Origin of the sequence: Streptomyces sp. NPDC058678, from assembly GCF_042714835.1 — a bacterium.
Lineage (GTDB): Bacteria > Actinomycetota > Actinomycetes > Streptomycetales > Streptomycetaceae > Streptomyces.
In genome coordinates this window covers 54,716-70,693 of the sequence record NZ_JBHXSG010000012.1, presented here as the reverse complement: position 1 = coordinate 70,693, position 15,978 = coordinate 54,716, and the positions used below count along the sequence as shown (strand labels likewise).

At 70.3% G+C, this 15,978-nt stretch carries 11 protein-coding genes; 7 read left to right on the top strand and 4 right to left on the bottom strand.

Going from position 1 to position 15,978, the window contains the following annotated elements:
* Positions 1 to 26 precede the first annotated feature (26 nt).
* On the bottom strand, positions 27 to 1,490 hold the full coding sequence (locus ACFWWR_RS14145) for an NAD(P)H-hydrate dehydratase (protein ID WP_383866050.1): 1,464 nt from the start codon (positions 1,488 to 1,490) through the stop codon (positions 27 to 29).
* A 144-nt stretch (positions 1,491 to 1,634) separates the two neighbouring features.
* Here ACFWWR_RS14145 and ACFWWR_RS14140 point away from each other — a divergent pair, with 144 nt between their 5' ends.
* Positions 1,635 to 2,807 (top strand): hypothetical protein, encoded by a 1,173-nt coding sequence (locus ACFWWR_RS14140; RefSeq protein ID WP_384303386.1) that lies wholly within the window; start codon positions 1,635 to 1,637, stop codon positions 2,805 to 2,807.
* Between the two features lie 30 nt (positions 2,808 to 2,837).
* On the opposite strand, the gene ACFWWR_RS14135 is transcribed toward ACFWWR_RS14140, so the two are convergent.
* Positions 2,838 to 3,209: a holo-ACP synthase gene (locus ACFWWR_RS14135; RefSeq protein WP_383866046.1), complete on the bottom strand. Its 372-nt coding sequence runs from the start codon at positions 3,207 to 3,209 to the stop codon at positions 2,838 to 2,840.
* A 167-nt stretch (positions 3,210 to 3,376) separates the two neighbouring features.
* Between ACFWWR_RS14135 and ACFWWR_RS14130 the strand changes: the two genes are divergently transcribed.
* The 4 genes from ACFWWR_RS14130 (at position 3,377) to ACFWWR_RS14115 (ending at position 10,109) form a co-directional block, all read left to right on the top strand.
* Positions 3,377 to 4,345: a hypothetical protein gene (locus tag ACFWWR_RS14130; protein WP_383866044.1), complete on the top strand. Its 969-nt coding sequence runs from the start codon at positions 3,377 to 3,379 to the stop codon at positions 4,343 to 4,345.
* A gap of 73 nt (positions 4,346 to 4,418) precedes the next feature.
* Positions 4,419 to 6,164, top strand: a complete 1,746-nt coding sequence (locus ACFWWR_RS14125; protein WP_384303384.1) for a M16 family metallopeptidase — start codon at positions 4,419 to 4,421, stop codon at positions 6,162 to 6,164.
* Between the two features lie 167 nt (positions 6,165 to 6,331).
* Complete coding sequence (locus ACFWWR_RS14120; protein WP_384303382.1) at positions 6,332 to 9,235, top strand: hypothetical protein; 2,904 nt, start codon at positions 6,332 to 6,334, stop codon at positions 9,233 to 9,235.
* A 13-nt stretch (positions 9,236 to 9,248) separates the two neighbouring features.
* The gene (locus ACFWWR_RS14115; RefSeq protein ID WP_383866038.1) at positions 9,249 to 10,109 is read left to right on the top strand and encodes an immunity 49 family protein; all 861 of its coding nucleotides are present in this window, start codon (positions 9,249 to 9,251) and stop codon (positions 10,107 to 10,109) included.
* 204 nt (positions 10,110 to 10,313) lie between these two features.
* Here ACFWWR_RS14115 and glmS read toward each other — a convergent pair whose 3' ends face one another.
* On the bottom strand, positions 10,314 to 12,161 hold the full coding sequence (gene glmS / locus ACFWWR_RS14110; protein WP_383866036.1) for a glutamine--fructose-6-phosphate transaminase (isomerizing): 1,848 nt from the start codon (positions 12,159 to 12,161) through the stop codon (positions 10,314 to 10,316).
* Between the two features lie 177 nt (positions 12,162 to 12,338).
* Between glmS and coaA the strand changes: the two genes are divergently transcribed.
* Together coaA and ACFWWR_RS14100 are read left to right on the top strand one after the other, a co-directional pair.
* Positions 12,339 to 13,307: a type I pantothenate kinase gene (gene coaA, locus ACFWWR_RS14105; RefSeq protein WP_383866034.1), complete on the top strand. Its 969-nt coding sequence runs from the start codon at positions 12,339 to 12,341 to the stop codon at positions 13,305 to 13,307.
* A gap of 16 nt (positions 13,308 to 13,323) precedes the next feature.
* Positions 13,324 to 14,259 carry a DUF389 domain-containing protein gene (locus tag ACFWWR_RS14100; RefSeq protein ID WP_383866032.1) on the top strand — a complete coding sequence of 312 codons (936 nt, stop codon included), beginning with the start codon at positions 13,324 to 13,326 and terminating at the stop codon, positions 14,257 to 14,259.
* Between the two features lie 220 nt (positions 14,260 to 14,479).
* Here the strand turns inward: ACFWWR_RS14100 and glmM are convergent, their stop codons facing one another.
* Positions 14,480 to 15,838 carry a phosphoglucosamine mutase gene (glmM, locus tag ACFWWR_RS14095; protein WP_383866030.1) on the bottom strand — a complete coding sequence of 453 codons (1,359 nt, stop codon included), beginning with the start codon at positions 15,836 to 15,838 and terminating at the stop codon, positions 14,480 to 14,482.
* Between the last annotated feature and the right edge of the window lie 140 nt (positions 15,839 to 15,978).

The following is a 15,978-nucleotide window of genomic DNA, read 5'->3' as shown; positions in this document are numbered from 1 at the left end:
CAGAGGGGTCCGACAGGACCGCCACGTCACTCCCGTACGACATCCCGCCAGGCCCGAGGCACGGCAGCCGCCACATCGTGGGCCCCCACCGGCGCCCCGTCCGCCGCCAGCCTCCCCGCCAGCCCATGCAGATACGCCCCCACGCTCCCCGCGTCCGGCGCCGACAGCCCGGCCGCCAGCAACGACCCCGCCAGCCCCGACAGCACATCCCCACTACCCGCCGTGGCCAGCCACGACGTCCCCGTCGGGTTCACCCGCACCGCCCCGCCCCCCGAGTCGGCCACCACCGTCGTCGACCCCTTCAGCAGCACGGTCGCGCCGTACCGCCCGGCCAGTTCCCGCACCGAGTCCAGCCGGGCCCGCTCGACCTCCTCCCGCGCCACCCCGAGCAGCGCGGCGGCCTCCCCGGCATGCGGGGTCATCAGGGTCGGCGCGGTCCGGGCCCGTACCGCGTCCGGGTCCGCCAGCCGCAGCCCGTCCGCGTCGATCAGCACGGGCACGTCCGACGCCAGCACCTCCGCCACCGTCGAGGCGTCGTCCCCCGCCCCGGGACCGACGACCCACGCCTGTACCCGCCCCGCCTTCCGGGGCCCCCGGTCCGACACGAGCGTCTCGGGGAAGCGGGCGATCACGGCGTCCGCGGCGGGTCCGACGTACCGTACGGCCCCGGCCCCGCCCCGCAGCGCCCCCGAGACGGCGAGCACCGCGGCCCCCGGATACCGCGCGGACCCGGCGGCGATCCCGACCACGCCCCGCCGGTACTTGTCGCTCTCGGCACCCGGCACCGGCAGCAGCCGTGCCACGTCCGCGTGCTGCAACGCCTCCAGCGCGGGCTCGGCGGGCAGCGACAGGCCGATGTCGACGAGCCGTACCGAACCGGCGTACTCCCTGGCCGGATCGACCAGCAGCCCCGGCTTGTGCGTCCCGAAGGTGACCGTCAGGTCGGCCCGGATCGCGGTGCCCTCGACCTCACCGCTGTCGGGGTCGACCCCGCTGGGCAGGTCGACGGCGACGACGGCGGCCCGGGACCGCTCGGCCAGCTCGGCCAGGTGTACCGCGTCCGGCCGCAAAGGCCCCTTGGCGCCGATGCCGACGATCCCGTCGAGCACGAGATCCGCCCGGTCGATCAGTTCCGCGGCGGGGTGCGGGAACGCGGGGCTGCCGTCCGCCCGCCCGCTCGCCGCCACGCTGCCGCCGGCCCGCCGCAGCGCGGCCAGTCCACCGGGGTGGGTGCGTTCGGGCGCGAGCAGCACCGCCGTGACCCCGGCTCCCCGGCGCGCCAGCCGGGCCCCGGCGTACAAGGCGTCGCCGCCGTTGTCGCCGCTGCCGACCAGCAGGACGATCCGACTGCCGTACACCCGCCCCAGCAAGTCCGCGCAGGCGGCGGCGAGTCCGGCCGCCGCCCGCTGCATCAAGGCCCCGTCCGGGAGCCGTGCCATCAGCTCCCGCTCGGCCGTCCTGACCGTCTCCACGCTGTACGCAGTACGCATGCCGTCGAGTCTCCCCCGTACCCGACGAACCTCGTCACAGCCATTGACCCTTTGCCACCCCTTTGCCAAACTCACCGGCCCCCACCGGATGAATCGATTCAGTCGAATCGATTCGACGAGAGTTCCACGAGAGGACGCCTCCCCATGGGACGCAGAGCCGCACTCATCGCCGCCGCCGGTACAGCCGCCCTCCTGACCGCCGTCGGCACCCTCACCGCCCCCGCCACCGCCGCCCCCGCACCGGCCGTGGCGGCCGCCTGCGGGGAGGGCTCCTACCAGGCCGAGGCCGTACGCAACGGCAGCACCTGGACCGCCCGGCGGGGCGGTTCGACCGTGTACACCGGAACCGACCTGCGCGCGGCGGTCCAGGCCGCGGTCAACAGCCTCACCGCCGGCCGCACCGCCAAGGAACGGGTCGTGGTCCGCGGCTCGGGCTCGATGTCCGCAGGCTCGCGCATCTCGCTCCCGAGCTACACCGCCCTCGACGTCTGCGGCACCATCGACGTCACCGGCACCGGCACCGGCACCGGCTCCGGCGACCAGGCCCCGGTCTACTCCCGCGGCACCCGCGACATCGAGGTCCAGCACCTCAACCTGACCGGCAGCCCCCTCTACGGAGTCTTCCTGCGCAACGTCCAGAACGTGATCCTCGGCCAACTCGACATGCGCCTCTCCGCAGGCCTCGGCGTGCGCATCGACAACCGCGGCGACACCAGCCAGTGGACGCGCAACGTCCGCATCGACAACGCGTACGTCTCCGGCGCCTCCAGCCACGCGGTCGAGACGTACGGCGTCGACGGCCTCACCATCGGCACGGTGACGGCACGGAACGTGGGCGAGTCGGGGTTGCTGCTCAACCAGACCATCAACGCCACCGTCACCAAGGTGGACGCGGAGAACGCCGGCACCGGCACCGGCTACGCGGCCTTCCGCATGGCCAACCGCAACGGCCGGGTCGGCAGCGCCTACCCCACCAACATCCGCGTCGGAGAAGTGATCGCGCGCGGCGGCGGACGCGGTGTCTTCTGCGTGTCGGAGAGCGGCGGCGCGGTCATCGACAAGGTGACCCTCTCCCAGACCGGCAACAACGCGGTCCTGATCGAGAACTGCTACAACGTGAACCTCGCCGCCCGGAGCGGCACGGTCACGGGCGGCGGCGAGATACGCCTCGCGGCCCGCTCGGAGTTCCCGGGCAACGCGGACATCACCGTCCAGAACCTGACGGTGACCAACTCCGCGATCCGGGAGAACCCCTGCGGCACGAACACCACGTTCCGCAACAACACCCTGGTGAACAGCAGCCAGTCGATCTGCTGACGGCCGCAGGACAGAACGCCTCGGTGGTCGTCACCCTTCGGCCACGACGACCGCCGAGGCCACTCCCGCGTCATGACTCAGCGACACATGCCACGACCGGACGCCGAGTTCGGCCGCCCGCGCCGCCACGGTCCCCGTCACGCGCAGCCGAGGCTGCCCGCTGTCCTCCACGTAGACCTCGGCATCGGTCCAGTGCAGCCCGGCGGGGGCGCCCAGCGCCTTGGCGAGCGCCTCCTTGGCCGCGAACCGCGCCGCGAGCGAGGCGACACCCCGACGCTCACCGCTGGGCAACAACAACTCGCTGTCCAGGAACAGACGCTGTGCCATCCCGGGCGTACGCTCCAGCGACGCCGCGAACCGGTCGATCTCCGCCACGTCGATCCCGACACCGATGATGCTCATGCCGAGCACCCTACGACCGGCGCCTGCGCCGACACGTGTGTCACAGCCGACTGTTAGCCTGCGGCGACTTCAACACATCGACATCACACACGTCGTCGCACCGTGGGGGGCTCTGAGGGCCGGTCGGCGCGTCGGCGTTCGGGGATCGCCAGGGGGGCGCAACAGGCATGAGCAGTACCGGCAGTGGCAGCGGACGGTCCGCAGGCGCATCGGGGCCGTCCTTCGATCCGTACGAGACACTTCCCGAGCTCGTCGCCCTGCGCAGCGCGGCCGAGCAGAGCCACTGGCCCGCGGTCCAGGCGTACTTCACGTCCCTCGACTCGGCCGAGAAGGTCTCCTTCGCCATGGGGCTCCTCGCGGAGACGGACGGCGTCGAGGGCATGCTGGAGAAGGCCGCGGCGGACCGCCCGGCGGACCCGCTCCCCCGCACCCTGCTCGCCGACCGGTACGTCCGCATCGGCTGGGGCATCCGCAGCGACCTCCGCGCCAAGTACGTGTCGAGGGAGCAGTTCGACCAGTTCCACGACTGGCTGCGGCGGGCCGAGCGGATCCTGATCGACGTGTGCGCGGAGCAGCCGGGGTACGCCCCGGCCTGGACCGTCCGCCTGATCACCGCCCGGGGCCTGTCGCTCGGACAGTCCGAGGCCCGCCGCCGCTACGACCGCCTGTCCGTCCACCACCCGCACCACTACCCGGCGCAGATGCAACTGCTCCAGCAGTTGTGCCCGAAGTGGAGCGGTTCCTGGGACGCCGCGCACGGCTTCGCCCGGGAGGCCGCGGCCGCCGCCCCCGACGGCTCGCACACCGGCGCCCTGGTCGCACTCGCGCACCTGGAGCGCTGGCTGGACCTCGAGGGCAGCGAGGCCGGCGCGTACCTGCGCGGCCTGCCGGTCCGCGACGACCTGCGCTTCGCCGCCCAGGTGTCCGTGCTGCACTCCGCCTACCGGCCCGGCTGGTACGGGCTCGGCGCGCACAGCGCGTTCGCGATGGCGTTCTCGCTCGGCGGCCACTTCGAGGACGCGCTGCCGCACTTCACCGCGCTCGGCGACCGGGCCTCGGACTTCCCGTGGTCGTACCTGTCCGATCCGAAGAGCGCGTTCGTGAAGTACCGCAAGGCGGCGCTGGCGACGCTCTGAGGGGGGCCGACGGATGACGACGGAACGACAGACGGAATTACAGACGGAACGACACCGGACCACGGGGCTGCGCATGACGGCGGAACTGCACGACACGGACGACCTCGACGCCCTCAAGGGGTTGCTGTCCCACACCACCACCCACGGCATCCCCACCCTCTACGCCCCCTCCCGGCAGGGCGAGATCACCGCGGGCCTCTTCTTCCGGGTGGGCCGGGCCGACGAGACCCTCGCCACCTCCGGGATCACCCACCTCGTCGAACACCTCGCCCTGCACCGCCTGGGCCTGACCGACCTTCACCACAACGGCGCCACCGCGAACACGTACACCCTCTTCCACGTCACCGGCAGCGAGGACGAGGTGGTCGCCCATCTGAACGGCGTCTGCGCCGCCCTGCGCGACCTGCCGCTGGACCGTCTGGAGACCGAGAAGGAGATCCTCCGCACGGAGGCCGCGAGCCGCGGCGGCGGCGCCGACTCCCAGCTCCCGCTGTGGCGTTACGGCGCCCAGGGCTACGGCCTGTCCAGCTACAACGAACTCGGCACCTGGGGCCTGACGGCCGACCAGGTCCGCCACTGGGCCCGGACCCGCTTCACCCGGGACAACGCGGTGTTGTGGATCACGAGCGACTCGGTACCGGAGGGCCTGGACCTCACCCTCCCCGCGGGCACCCGCTTCCCGGCGCCGGCGGCCTCCACCGCGTTGCCGACGACACCGGCGTACATCCACGGCGACGACGGCCACGTCGTCTTCAACGCCGTCGTACGCCGCTCCACCGCCGCCTCCGTCTTCGCCGACGTCCTCGGCCGCGCCCTCTTCCAGGACCTGCGTCAGGAGGGCGGCTACTCGTACACGGCGGAGGCCGACTACGCGCTGCGCGACGCCGGGTTCGCGACGCTCACGGCGTACGCCGACGCCCTGCCGAAGAAGCAGGACGCGGTGGTCGGAGGGTTCGTCGACACCCTCGCCCGCCTGCGGGCGGGGCGCATCGAACAGTCCGAACTCGACTCGGTGCGCGGCAAGATCATGAAGATGTACGACGGACCCGACCTCGGTGCCGCCGCCCTCCCCTCCTACTCCCTCAACCTCCTCCTCGGCCACCGCCTCCTCTCCCCCGACGACCACAAGGCCGAACTGAACGCCGTGACGGTCGCCGACCTGCGCGAGGTGGCCCAGGAGGCGTGGGCGTCCGGCCTGCTCCAGGTCCCGGGCCGCGGGGGCGCCGACTGGGCGGGCTGCACCCTCGCCCCGCAGTACTCGCAGGACGCGGTCACCGGCACCCGGCACCAGTCTCTGGAGAGCGAAGAGGTCACCCTGGTCATCGGCACGGAAGGCGTGACCCTGACGACTCCGGCCGGCCCGGTGACCGTGCGCTACGACGCGGTCGCGGCGATGACCGCCCGCCCGGACGGGGCCCGTGCCCTGACCGGCGTCGACGGCTTCGCGGTGACCGTCGAGCCGACCCTGTACCGGAGTGTGACACCGGAGCGGACAGCTGCGATCGACGCGGCGGTGCCGGAGGCGGCGGTGGTACGGATGCCCGCGCGGGCCCCGGAGCAGATCCCGCGGCCGAGGGAGCGGAAACCGGCGTCGTCCGGGAGCGGCGAGGGCCGGTCGACGTGGGGTTGGACCCTCGCCCTGTGGCTCGTGGGCGCGATGACGGTTGTCTGGGGCCTGCTCTGCGCTCTGGTCACCGCGGACGAGGCCGGGGCGGCGAACCCGGAGTGGGACGCGGTGACCGGTATCTGGGTGCTCGAGCTGCCGCTGGTGTTCGTGACGTGGCAGGTGTACGGGGCGCGGCGGCGCAGACGAGGCTGAGGGCTGAGCGGGGCCGAGGGGTGCGGAGCTGTGCCTGCGCTCTCAACTCCCCCTCCCGAAACAGCCGTTCCGCTCTTAGGCTGGAACCGGCCGACGGACGCGACACGTCCATTGAGACAGATGCTCGATTCGGCGACGTCTGGGAATAACGGGGGGCGAGGGGCAGCGTGCTCAAGCCGGGGGAGATACCGCAGTTCACAGGCGATCTGCCGAAGTTGGAGACCGACTACGCGGATCTGAAGAAGGACGCGGGCGACATCCGCAAGACGGGCGAGGACGTCCACTCCCAGTTCCAGGGTCTGTCGGCGTACTACACCGCTCCGGACGCGGAGCAGCTGTTCGCGACGACGAAGCCGGTCAAGGACCGCGCGGACGCCTTCGCCGACGACCTCGAGACCGTGTCCGGCGCACTGTCGTCGTATGCCACCGAGATCCGGCCGCTCGTCGACAAGCTGAAGGAACTGAAGACCTCGGCCCAGACGTTCGTCGACTCCGTCAAGGACGACGACGAGTGGGAGTACGACGAGGACAAGATCGACAAGCACAACCAGATCCGGGACGAGATCACCGCGACGGTGGCGGCGTTCTGGGCGGCGGAACGGACCTGCCACAACAAGATCACCGCCCTGTGGAGCGGCGGCACGCAGATGGTCGCCGGGGACGGGTCGGAGCGCAAGGACCAGTACGGGTTCAACGCCGAGGACATGAAGAACGCCAAGGTGCCCTGGGGCGACCCGGCGGAGGAGAAGCACCACTGGTACGAGGTCGGCCACTGGGTGAAGTCCTTCGTCTGGGACGGCCTGATCGTGGACGGCGTCTGGGGCACGATCAAGGGCCTCGGCACGCTGGTGGGCTTCGGCGGCTGGGACGCGATGGGCCAGGCCTGGAAGGGCCTCGCCCAGTTGGCGACCGGTCTGGTGATCTCCTCCATCCCCGGTGCGGGCGCGCTGTTCTGGACGCTGCCGGACGACAAGCTGCCGTCCTGGATCCGTGACTCGCGTACGGCGATGAAGGAGACCGGCAAGGCGCTGGTGGCGTGGGACGAGTGGGGCAAGAACCCCGGCCGTGCCGCCGGTGCGGTCACCTTCAACGTCCTGACGACCGTGTTCACGGGTGGCGCGGGCGCCGGTGTCGCGGGTGCGGGCAAGGCCGGTGCGGTGGCCAAGGTGCTGTCGGCGGCGGGCAAGGCGGGCAAGGTCATCGACCCGATGACCTACATCGCCAAGGGCGCGGGCGCGGGTCTGTCGAAGATCGGTGACATCAGCGCGGCGTTGAAGGGGGTCGGCAACATCGACATCCCCGCCCTCCCGGAGAACGCGATCACCCTGCCGGAGGGCGCGCTGAAACTCCCGGACGGGACCGTGCGGTTGCCGGAGGGCGCGGCGATCCCCGCGGGCGCGACGGAACTGCCGGGCGGGAACATCAGGCTGCCCGACGACACCCCGGTACTGCCGGCCGGCGCGGAGCGGCTGAACACGCCCGAGGGCGAGCCCATGCTGTTCGCCGACCGCAACGGCAACATCCTGGACGAGCGCGGCAACGTCCAGCTGGACGCCAAGGCACCCGGCCCCAAGGACATCGTCGACCGACCGGCCTCCGGCGACCCGGCCGCGGGCGCGGACGTGCCCCGCGTGGACTCCCCGGTCAGGGAACCCGCCCTGGTCGGCGCGGGTGCCAACACCGCCGAAGCCGGCGGGCACATCCGCCTGGGCAACAGCCTCGACACCAACCTCGGCGACGTGGGCCGCGCGGGCGACGACCTGCCGACGGGCCGCCCGGACACCACCCCGGGCGGCACGGCAGGCCAGACCCCCGGCGGCACGGCGGGCCAGACCCCCGGCGGCTCGGCGGGCGACCACATGCCCAGGAACGACCTCAACGAACCGCTCCGCCAGGGCAACGGCGACACACCGTCCACGGGCGGCACCCACAACGACGGTCCGGGCACCGGCGGCACCCACAACGACGGCCCCGGCACGAGCGGCACCCACAACGACGGCCCCGGCACGAGCGGCACCCACAACGACGGCCCCGGCACGAGCGGCACCCACAACGAGCCCCCTGCGACGGGCGGCGCCCACCCCGGCGGCCTGGACGACGTGGCCCGGGGTGCGGACGACGCGGCCGGAGGCGCGGACGACGCGGCCGGAGGCGCGGAAGACGCGGCCCGTGGCGCTGACGAGCCGGGGGCCACCCCGAACCATGACGGAACCGGTCATGACCGTCCGCTCACCCCGGAGCAGCGGCAGGAGATCAGCCGGCAGCAAGTGGAAAAGGCCAACGCCGATCCGGATTGGCGCCAGCGACACTATGACTCCGACGGGACGCGCAAGAGCATCTACGGAAAGGACGAGAACGGCAACCCGCTGACCCGCCTGAAGCAGAAGGATTCCGGGGAATGGTACAACCCGGACGGCCGCCCCGCCGCGGCACCGGAGAAGTACCAGCCGATCAAACCCATTGAAGGAACCCGGGACACCGTCATCCCCGATCACATCGACCATCTCGATGATTCGGCGGCCCACCGGCGAGCTTCCATGGATCTGAACTCGGCCGAGCGCGCCTTCAAGGAGGACCCGTCGGCCGATAATGCCGCCGCCTTGAAAGAGGCACAGGAGACATTCGGATCCGACAAGTACAACACGCGCGCCAGCGAGGCCTACGGCGAGGACGTGGTCAAATACCACGCGATACCCGATAATTTCCCGGACGCCAACGACGTCACGCCACCAGGAACCGGTAATCGACGATTCGACCACATATACGAGAACGGCGACCGACATCTACTGGTCGAATCCAAGGCGCCCAACGGTGAGCTCAAGGACCGTGAAGGCGTTGGACGAGTGCAGGGCCTGGACGGCGGTGGAAGCGGCGTGCGCGTCAAGCAGGGGACGCGTGAATACGTCGTGGCAACTCTCAGCGATATGTTGAAGCGCCCCAACGAGGCCGCGCTGGCCAGGACGCTCCTGAAGCAACTGGCGGCTGGTAAGCTGGATTACATATATGTCAAGGCGACTGAGAATCCAGGTCACCATATCGGCTACACCATGAAACACTTCGACATAAGCTAGAGGGAGCTGCACGGTGACCGTGATCGTAACTCGTCACGAGTTTTCTGCTGAAGATGCAGAGGGATGGTGCGAACTACTTCACGAGGGGGCCGTCGAGGCCATCGATGGCCTCGAGGAGGATTCGCGCAATTTCGATCAGGCTTTCCTCATGACACTCACCGAAGCAGAAGCGCGATGCCTCCGCGACCCGCTGGCCGAATACTCCCCGACCTGGCGAGCGTGGGTGGCGGCCATGCAGGTCGGGTCCGCACTGTTCGCCTCAGCCACCGCTTCCGACGACCGCGTCGAAGTGCGCATTGCCGGAAAATTGAGGTCCATCCCCGCCTCGGGCCCGCAGTACAGCGCGAATGCCGGAAACTGGCTCAAGGCGTTCTGGCTCGCCGTCATCTGCCGGGAGCAGGATCGGATGACGCGACTGTGCGCCGTTCCGATCTCCCTCCTCAGGGAGTCGGGGGCGGAGTACGACGAGTACATCTACGACTGGATCGACGCCCTGCAGAGCTACTGGCTCAACCGCGGCAACGTGAGTGAAAAGCTGGTTGCCGCCGTCGACGGGACCAAGCCGGAGACCGCTGTGATCGCCGGCCCCGAGCTCATGCTGAAGATCCTTTACCCCCCGCTCGAACTCTTCTACCGCTATCTGCGCCAGGACAGCGAACAGTTCAACTCGACACTCGCCGATGCCGTGCGATGGCACAAGGAGTACTGGACCGCGGACGAGGACCGCGCCACCAGCAGCGAGGGACTCCTGGCGCTCGGCCCGCTGGCCATGGCATGCCTGGGGCACGACGCCGACTTCCCGCCCGAGGTCCGGTCGGACTACCTCCCCCAGGCGCTGGTCGAAGGAGCCTGGGTCGGCGAGCTCGACACCTGAGCCGGACGCAGGTCAGCTCCGCCGCGACCACGACCGTGGAACAGGTGCAGTGCCGTATCGCGCACAAGGGCCGCGCACTTCAGGCCACCGGACCGCAGTGGTACGTGACCCGGGCGCCCGGGTCAGCGCCTTCTGCCCGGCCCTGGCGTGCCAGGAGAACGGTGAGCGCTTCGAGAAAGAATTACCACCACGCCTGAAGTCGGCTCACTCCACCGTCACCGACTTCGCCAGGTTCCGGGGCTGATCCACCTCGTTGCCCCGAGCCGTCGCCAGCTCACAGGCGAACACCTGCAACGGCACCGTGGCCACCAGCGGCTGAAGCAAGGTCGGCGTGGCCGGAATCCGGATCAGGTGATCGGCATACGGCACCACCGCCTCGTCGCCCTCCTCGGCGATGACGATCGTGCGTGCTCCCCGTGCCCGGATCTCCTGCATGTTGGACATGATCTTGTCGTGCAGCACCGACCGTCCCCGAGGCGAGGGCACGACGACGACCACGGGCATGTCGTCCTCGATCAAGGCGATCGGCCCATGCTTCAACTCGCCCGCGGCAAAGCCCTCGGCGTGCATGTAGGCGAGCTCCTTGAGCTTCAGGGCACCCTCGAGGGCCACCGGATACCCCACGTGCCGCCCGAGGAACAGCACGGTGTCCTTGTCGGCCAAGGACCGCGCCAGCGCCCGCACCGGCTCCATGGTCTCCAGCACCCGCTCGACCTGGCCGGAGATCTGCGACAGGTCGCGAACCACATCGCTGATCTCGTCCCCCCACTTGGTGCCGCGCACCTGCCCCAGATACAGGGCGACCAAGTAGCAGGCCACGAGCTGCGTCAGGAACGCCTTGGTCGAGGCGACGGCGACCTCCGGCCCCGCGTGCGTGTACAGCACCGCGTCCGACTCGCGCGGAATGGTCGACCCGTTGGTGTTGCAGACGGCCAGCACCTTGGAGCCCTGCTCGCGCGCGTGCCGCAGGGCCATCAGCGTGTCCATGGTCTCGCCGGACTGGGAGATGGCGATGACCAAGGACTGCGTGTCCAGGATCGGATCGCGGTAGCGGAACTCGCTCGCCAGCTCGACCTCGCACGGAATCCGCGTCCAGTGCTCGATCGCGTACTTGGCGATCATCCCGGCGTGGAAGGCCGTACCGCAGGCGACGATGACGACCTTGTCCACCTCGCGCAGTTCGGAGGCGCCGATCCGCACCTCGTCCAGCGTCAGTGAGCCGGATTCGTCGATGCGGCCCAGCAGGGTGTCGGCGACGGCTTTGGGCTGCTCGGCGATCTCCTTGAGCATGAAGTAGTCGTAGCCCCCCTTCTCCGCGGCCGAGGCGTCCCAGTCGACGTGATACGACCGCACCTCTGCCGGCCGCCCGTCGAAGCCGGTGACCGTCACCCCGTCCCGGCGCAGCTCCACCACCTGGTCCTGACCCAGCTCGATCGCCGACCGCGTGTGGGCGATGAACGCGGCGACGTCCGAGGCGAGAAAGGCCTCGCCCTCTCCGACGCCGACGACGAGCGGCGAGTTCCGCCGCGCCCCCACGACCACACCAGGCTCGTCCGCGTGCACCGCCACCAGCGTGAACGCGCCCTCCAGCCGCCGGCACACCAGCCGCATGGACTCCGCCAGGTCGGCGCCGGAGGCGAACTCCTCGGCGAGCAGGTGGGCCACGACCTCGGTGTCCGTCTCGGAGACCAGCGCATGCCCCCGCTCCGCCAGCTCGGCCCGCAGGAGGGCGAAGTTCTCGATGATGCCGTTGTGGACGACCGCGACGCGTCCCGCGTTGTCGAGGTGCGGGTGGGCGTTCGCATCCGTCGGCCCGCCGTGCGTGGCCCACCGCGTGTGCCCGATGCCCGTCGTACCGGTCGGCAGTGGCTGGTCGACCAGCGCCTTCTCCAGGTTGACCAGTTTCCCGGCCTGCTTCGCCACGGCCGGCCCGTCGTCCGCGAGCACGGCGACACCCGCCGAGTCGTACCCCCGGTACTCCAGCCGTTTCAGTCCGGCCATCACGACCTCGAGCGCCGACTGCGCCCCCACGTAACCCACGATTCCGCACATGGCCCGCAGCCTACGCACGAATCGCCGCCCGAAACTGCTTCATCCTGCCCGAATTCGGAAATTCCCACGCCCATACGAGCCCCGGTCGCGGCCTGACAGGCTCTCGCGTGACGGACCCCACCCGCCATGCCGTTCAAACTCCGTTAACAATGGACTGTGATCTCTCCGGTCTCCCCGATGCCCCGGAGCGCCCACCGGCACAGGCCGGAGGCGACTCCCTACGTCGATCTCACCCGAGCGGAATGGAGTGTGCTGCGCGAGAAGACGCCGCTGCCGCTCACGGCCGAGGAGGTCGAGAAGCTGCGCGGCCTCGGCGATGTCATCGACCTCGACGAGGTGCGGGACATCTACCTCCCGCTGTCCCGGCTCCTGAACCTCTACGTCGGCGCGACGGACGGCCTCAGAGGCGCCCTGAACACCTTCCTCGGCGAACAGGGCTCCCAGTCCGGCACCCCGTTCGTCATAGGGGTGGCGGGGTCGGTCGCGGTCGGCAAGTCGACCGTCGCCCGTCTCCTCCAGGCCCTGCTGTCCCGTTGGCCCGAGCACCCGCGCGTCGAGCTGGTCACCACCGACGGCTTCCTGCTGCCCACCAAGGAGCTCCAGTCCCGCGGTCTCCTGTCGCGGAAGGGTTTCCCCGAGTCGTACGACCGCCGCGCCCTGACCCGTTTCGTCGCGGACATCAAGGCCGGCAAGGACGAGGTGACGGCCCCGGTCTACTCCCACCTGATCTACGACATCGTCCCGGACCAGCGGCTCACGGTCCGCCGCCCCGACATCCTGATCGTCGAGGGCCTCAACGTCCTCCAGCCCGCCCTGCCCGGCAAGGACGGCCGCACCCGCGTCGGCCTCGCCGACTACTTCGACTTCAGCGTGTACGTCGACGCCCGCGCGGAGGACATCGAGCGCTGGTACCTCAACCGCTTCAAGAAGCTGCGCGCGACCGCCTTCCAGAACCCGTCCTCGTACTTCCGCAAGTACACCCAGGTGTCCGAGGAGGAGGCCCTCGACTACGCCCGCACGACCTGGCGGACGATCAACCGGCCCAACCTGATCGAGAACGTGGCCCCCACCCGCGGCCGGGCCGCCCTCATCATCCGCAAGGGGCCCGATCACAAGGTCCAGCGCCTGAGCCTGCGCAAACTGTGACCGTTAGTCTGCCGCCATGCTGCATCTGCGTCTCATCGCCCCGTCCGACAAGACCGACGACGTGGTCCGCCTGATCGAGAAGACGGTCGGCACCGCCCATCTCGTCGTCATGCCGGGCGCCGCCCGCAACCCGGCCGGAGACGTGGTGATGTGCGACGTCGCCCGCGAAGCCGGCGACGAACTCCTCACCGGTCTCCAGGAGTTGGGCCTCGGACACACCGGCTCCATCGCCGTCGAGAACATCGACCTGTCCCTGTCCGAGCGTGCCGACAAGGCCGAGGCGGACGCTCCCGGCGAGGGCGCGGACGCGGTCCTGTGGGAACACCTGACGGACGCGACCCACGAGGAGTCGACGCTCTCCATCACCTACATCGCGTTCATCACGCTCGCCACGATGATCGCGGCCTGCGGTGTGGTCCTGGACAACGCGATCCTGATCGTCGGCGCGATGGCGGTCGGCCCGGAGTTCGGGCCGCTGGCGGGCATCTGCACCGCCATAGTGCAGCGCGCGCCTCGCCTGGCCCTGCGTTCCCTGATCGCGCTGCTGGTGGGCTTCGCCGCGGCGATGGCGGTGACCGTGGGCTTCAGCCTCTTCATGGACGCCGTCGGCCTGTTCACCAAGGCCCAGTTGGAGGCCGACCGGCCCAACACCGGCTTCATCTACGCCCCGGACTGGTTCTCGTTCGTCGTGGCCGTCCTCGCCGGAGCCGCGGGCACCCTCTCCCTGACGTCCGCCAAGTCCGGCGCCCTGGTCGGAGTCGCCATCTCCGTGACAACGGTCCCGGCAGCCGCCAACGCGGCCGTGGCCCTCATCTACAGCGACACCAACCAGGCCTGGCGCTCCTCGGAACAGCTCCTGCTGAACCTGTTGGGCATCATCCTGGCCGGCACCCTCACCCTGCTGACCCAGAAATGGCTCTGGTCCACCCAACGAAAGCGCTCAGCAATCTAAGTCCGAGTAGGACAACTCCCCAAGGGCGCGAGCAACTACGCGACAAGCCACCCCCAGCAGCCCCCTCTAGGGGCGCGGGGAACTGCGCGACAAGCCACCCTCCAGCAGCGCGGAATCCCACAACACAAGCCACCCCTAGGGGCGCGGGGAACTGCGCGACAAGCCACAACGAACCCGCAGCCCGCAACCCACAGAACCCCTACCCCCAACCCGAAAAGCCCTACCCCAGCGCCGACTTCACCGCATCGGCAAGCCGCCCGGCCACAGACCGAGCCTGATCGATGTCAGCCGCCTCGACCATCACCCGAACCAACGGCTCGGTCCCCGAGGGACGCAACAGCACCCGCCCGGTCTCACCGAGCTCCCGCTCCGCGTCAGCAACCGCCGTCGCGAGCTCCGCGGACGTACCCACCCGCGACCGGTCGACATCCGGCACATTGATCAGCACCTGCGGCAACCGCTCCATCACGGCCGCCAGCTCCCGCAGCGACCGCCCGCTCTCCGCCACCCGAGCCGCCAGCAGCAGCCCGGTCAGCGTGCCGTCCCCCGTGGTCGCGTGATCAAGGATGATCACGTGCCCCGACTGCTCGCCGCCCAGCGTGTAGCCGTGCTCCTTCATCTCCTCCAGCACGTAACGGTCCCCCACCGCCGTCTGGATGATCGTCAGCCCCTCCCGCTCCATCGCCAGCTTGAACCCGAGGTTCGACATGACCGTCGCGACAACGGTGCCGGAGCGCAGTGCGGAACGCTCCCGCATCGCAAGCGCGAGTACGGCCATGATCTGGTCGCCGTCCACCTCCTCACCGGTGTGGTCCACGGCGAGACAGCGGTCCGCGTCACCGTCGTGCGCGATGCCGAACGCGGCCCCGTGCTCGATGACCGCGGCCTTGAGGAGGCCGAGGTGGGTGGAGCCGCAGCCCTCGTTGATGTTGAGCCCGTTCGGCTCGGCACCGATGGTGACGACCTCGGCGCCGGCCTGGGTGAACGCCTCGGGCGAGACCTGGGCGGCCGCGCCGTGCGCCTCGTCGAGGACGATCTTCAGCCCGTCGAGCCGGTTCGGAAGGACGCCGACGAGGTGGGAGACGTACCGCTCGGCCCCTTCCTCGTACGTCCGCACGCGCCCCACGCCCGAGCCCGTCGGCCGGTCCCAGGGGGCGCCGGTGCGGTGCTCCTCGTAGACGGCCTCGATGCGTTCCTCCAGCTCGTCGTCGAGCTTGTGCCCGCCGCGCGCGAGGAACTTGATGCCGTTGTCGGGCATGGCGTTGTGGCTCGCGGAGAGCATGACACCTAGGTCGGCGCCGAGGTCCGCTGTGAGATACGCGACCGCCGGGGTCGGCAGCACGCCCACCTTCAGAACGTCGACGCCCGCGCTGGCGAGGCCCGCGACCACGGCGGCCTCCAGGAACTCGCCGGACGCACGTGGGTCCCGTCCGACCACCGCGGTCGGCCGGTGCCCCTCGAAGGTGCCCGCCTCGGCCAGTACGTGCGCCGCGGCGACGGAGAGGCCGAGCGCCATCTCGGCCGTCAGATCCGCGTTGGCGACACCGCGCACGCCGTCCGTGCCGAAGAGTCGTCCCACTTGTCCTCCTGAGAAGCTTCAGATTCGGAAAGCATCCGATCGCACAAGCCTTTGAGCGCCTTGTGCCGTTATACGCCCAGGCTCGTGATAAACGAACGCCCCGGTGGCACTGTGGCGTGCCGCCGGGGCGTTCGGACGTA

Excerpts from the sequence above, each read along its gene's own strand:
- ACFWWR_RS14145 (WP_383866050.1), bottom strand. The coding sequence starts at position 1,490 with ATGCGTACTGCGTACAGCGTGGAGACGGTCAGGACGGCCGAGCGGGAG.
- ACFWWR_RS14140 (WP_384303386.1), top strand. The coding sequence starts at position 1,635 with ATGGGACGCAGAGCCGCACTCATCGCCGCCGCCGGTACAGCCGCCCTC.
- ACFWWR_RS14135 (WP_383866046.1), bottom strand. The coding sequence starts at position 3,209 with ATGAGCATCATCGGTGTCGGGATCGACGTGGCGGAGATCGACCGGTTC.
- ACFWWR_RS14130 (WP_383866044.1), top strand. The coding sequence starts at position 3,377 with ATGAGCAGTACCGGCAGTGGCAGCGGACGGTCCGCAGGCGCATCGGGG.
- ACFWWR_RS14125 (WP_384303384.1), top strand. The coding sequence starts at position 4,419 with ATGACGGCGGAACTGCACGACACGGACGACCTCGACGCCCTCAAGGGG.
- glmS (WP_383866036.1), bottom strand. The coding sequence starts at position 12,161 with ATGTGCGGAATCGTGGGTTACGTGGGGGCGCAGTCGGCGCTCGAGGTC.
- coaA (WP_383866034.1), top strand. The coding sequence starts at position 12,339 with ATGCCCCGGAGCGCCCACCGGCACAGGCCGGAGGCGACTCCCTACGTC.
- ACFWWR_RS14100 (WP_383866032.1), top strand. The coding sequence starts at position 13,324 with ATGCTGCATCTGCGTCTCATCGCCCCGTCCGACAAGACCGACGACGTG.